4 protein-coding genes are annotated in these 3,253 nt (G+C 33.4%); all 4 read left to right on the top strand.

Annotated features, from left to right (window positions below; genetic code table 11):
• The first annotated feature begins 73 nt into the window (after positions 1-73).
• A complete protein-coding gene (locus ACIQ2Z_RS12800; protein WP_396184555.1) occupies positions 74-427 on the top strand; it encodes a four helix bundle protein in 354 nt (117 codons plus the stop codon).
• A gap of 53 nt (positions 428-480) precedes the next feature.
• On the top strand, positions 481-1,404 hold the full coding sequence (gene queG / locus ACIQ2Z_RS12795; RefSeq protein WP_396184554.1) for a tRNA epoxyqueuosine(34) reductase QueG: 924 nt from the start codon (positions 481-483) through the stop codon (positions 1,402-1,404).
• 230 nt (positions 1,405-1,634) lie between these two features.
• A complete protein-coding gene (locus ACIQ2Z_RS12790; protein WP_396184553.1) occupies positions 1,635-2,510 on the top strand; it encodes a DUF808 domain-containing protein in 876 nt (291 codons plus the stop codon).
• Between the two features lie 174 nt (positions 2,511-2,684).
• The coding region (locus tag ACIQ2Z_RS12785; protein ID WP_396184552.1) for a hypothetical protein at positions 2,685-3,253 on the top strand (569 nt) is incomplete at its 3' end.

Genomic DNA, 3,253 nt, shown 5'->3' with positions numbered 1-3,253 from the left:
GGAAGATGGAAGCGGGAAGATGGTAGAAGGTTATAAAAGAAAGACAAAAGGTATTAATTTTAATTTCATTTAAATGAGTTTTAAATTTGAAAAATTAATTATTTGGCAGAAAGCTATGGATTTTGGTGAAGAAATTAATCTGTTAGCAGAAAGTTTTCCTAAGCGAGAAATTTATAATTTGTCATCTCAAATTTTACGAGCTTCCGATTCAATCGCATTAAATATTTCGGAGGGGTCCATAGAACAATCTAAAGCCGAATTTAATCGTTTTTTGGGTTATTCTATCCGTTCAATTGCCGAAGTTGTCACTTGTTTACACAAGGCTAAACGCAGAAATTACATCAATCAAGATTTGTTTGATAATTTATATAAAGATGATTTTGATTTAATGAATATGACCTTAGCATTTAAAGCACAATTAAAATAATAGCAGAAAGATAGCATGAACTTCTTCCATCTTCCATCTCCCATCTTCCATCCATGAACAAAAACCACCCAACATCTATCATAAAACAAGAAGCCAAACGCCTCGGCTTCCTCTCTTGCGGTATCTCCAAAGCAGGATTTCTCGAAGAAGAAGCTCCACGTCTCGAAAAATGGCTCAACAACAACATGAACGGTCAAATGAGTTACATGGAAAACCATTTTGACAAACGGTTGAATCCAACTTTATTAGTGAACGGAGCCAAAAGTGTGATTTCGTTGTTGTTGAATTATTATCCGGCTGAATTCCAAAATGAGGACAGTTATAAGATTTCTAAATATGCCTACGGACAAGATTATCATTGGGTTATTAAAGAAAAACTGAAAGAATTGTTGCATTTTATTCAAACCGAAATCGGTGAAGTTTCCGGTCGAGCGTTTGTGGATTCGGCTCCGGTGTTAGACAAAGTTTGGGCTGCCAAAAGTGGCTTGGGTTGGATGGGAAAAAACACCAATCTAATCACTCAAAAAGTAGGTTCCTTTTATTTTATTGCCGAGTTAATTGTGGATTTAGAATTGGAATACGACAATCCAACTACCGATCATTGTGGGTCTTGTACCGCTTGCATTGATGCCTGCCCAACAGAAGCCATTATCGCTCCGTATGTAGTTGATGGCAGTAAATGCATCTCCTATTTTACGATTGAATTAAAAGAGAACATTCCTACGGAGATGAAAGGTAAATTCGACGACTGGGTTTTTGGCTGCGATGTGTGCCAAGATGTTTGTCCGTGGAACCGCTTTTCGAAGCCACATAGCGAACCTCTTTTTCAAGTCAATCCTGAACTGCTTTCGTTCACTAAAAAAGATTGGGAAGAAATTACCGAAGACGTTTTTAAAAAGGTATTCAACAATTCTGCAGTGAAGCGAACTAAATTTGAAGGGTTGAAACGGAATGTGGAGTTTTTAAAAGATAAGTAAAAATACCATCTCAATTCAATGTCTTTTTTCTAAAATGCGAATAATAGTTGTTAAAATTAGAAACTTTAGAAGGAAGATGCGATTTGTTTGGAAAAAAAATTAAAGGGAGTTAGTCATTTTACTTGCTCCGGATTGAAAATAAATAATTGAATTTCCACGCAGAATAAAGTAAATTTGCACTATCAAATAAAGTAAAGCAGTTGTTTTAAACAAAGTAATTTATAATTAATATGGCATCAGGTTTTTTCGCACTGTTAGATGATATTGCATCCATGATGGATGATGTAGCGGCAATGAGTAAAATTGCTACAAAAAAAACAGCAGGAATATTGGGGGATGACTTAGCAGTAAACGCCGAAAAAGCTTCGGGATTTGTTTCTTCCAGAGAAATACCTGTTTTATGGGCAATCACCAAAGGCTCCTTCTTGAATAAATTAATTATTTTGCCAATTGCCTTTTTACTTAGTGCTTTTTCGCCTACGGCAATTAAAGTAATACTAATACTGGGAGGGTTATATTTAGCATACGAAGGTGCTGAAAAAATTTACGAGTATCTATTTGCTCATCACCCAAAAGAATCGAAGATTTCATTAACGCAATCCTTAACGGAAGAAGAAATTTTAGCTCAAGAAAAGGCAAAAATTAAAGCGGCAATTGTAACGGATTTTATTTTATCAGTAGAAATCATCATCATCGCGTTAGGAACCGTTTTAGAAAAATCCATATCGATGCAAATTGCTGTAGTTTCCGTAGTTTCCATAGTTGCAACTGTAGGAGTATATGGTATTGTAGCATTAATTGTTCGCATGGATGATTTGGGATTCAAGCTTATACAATTAAGTAAAAATGAAAATAGCTTTTTAACTAAAATTGGAACTTTTCTTGTCAATGCATTGCCAAAAGTCATTAAAAGTTTGGCAGTCATTGGAACCATCGCTTTAATCATGGTAGCAGGTGGGATTTTTGTGCATAATATTGATTTTTTGCATCATATGCTCCCGCAATTACCATCTCTCATTAAAGAACCACTGGTTGGATTGTTATTTGGCGGAATCGCTTTGATCATCGTTTTAATGATTAAAAAAATTATCGGTAAAAAAAAGTAGCTCTTACTTGCAATCCTGTTATGTAGAGATCAATTGTAGATGACTGTTCAATTATACAAAGGTTAATAGAACGAAATTGGTGGGGTATGAAAAGAAATTTCCCATTTTTAATGGTTAGTTTTTAAATTTGGATATATGCTCCATAAATTTTTTTAATAAACTAAAATCTAACATATGTTTATAACAAAACGAATTTTCAACAAAGAATTCTACGAAAAATTTAAATTGGGTTATATTGCTTTGGAGATAGTGCTGATATTTATCGGGATCACTTTGGCGTCCAAATACAACACCTACAAAGAAGCCCAAAAAACGAATAAATTTTTGATTGATAATCTCAAATTGTATAAAGAAAATCTTTCTTCCAACCTATTGGCAAACGGTTATTATTTAAGAGGTAGAAAAACAGAATTAGACTCCATTATTCAATTCAGAGACTTATTACTTACCAAGAATTATACTGAGCAAGATATATTAAAGCATCAAAAATATATTGTGCTACTCTTTAACACGCTTACTATTTCTAATGAAAATACCGGTTTAAAAAATATATCAAATAAGGATATTAATAGTATCAAATCGAATGACCTCAAACAAAGCTTAATTGATTACACTTTACAAATGGATAATGATGCTTTGGATGTTATAAATTTTAATAAAAGAGTGGAACAAATGCCGGGGCATTTATTTCAACATTTTCAAAATATTAATTTTGATTTGCAAACCATAGATCACGTCATTTC

The organism is Flavobacterium sp. (assembly GCF_044361015.1).
Lineage (GTDB): Bacteria > Bacteroidota > Bacteroidia > Flavobacteriales > Flavobacteriaceae > Flavobacterium.
This window is presented reverse-complemented; position numbering and strand designations above follow the sequence as displayed.

What these genes read in the sequence shown, in the direction of transcription:
- ACIQ2Z_RS12800 (WP_396184555.1), top strand. Translation starts at nt 74, where the DNA reads ATGAGTTTTAAATTTGAAAAATTAATTATTTGGCAGAAAGCTATGGAT.
- queG (WP_396184554.1), top strand. Translation starts at nt 481, where the DNA reads ATGAACAAAAACCACCCAACATCTATCATAAAACAAGAAGCCAAACGC.
- ACIQ2Z_RS12790 (WP_396184553.1), top strand. Translation starts at nt 1,635, where the DNA reads ATGGCATCAGGTTTTTTCGCACTGTTAGATGATATTGCATCCATGATG.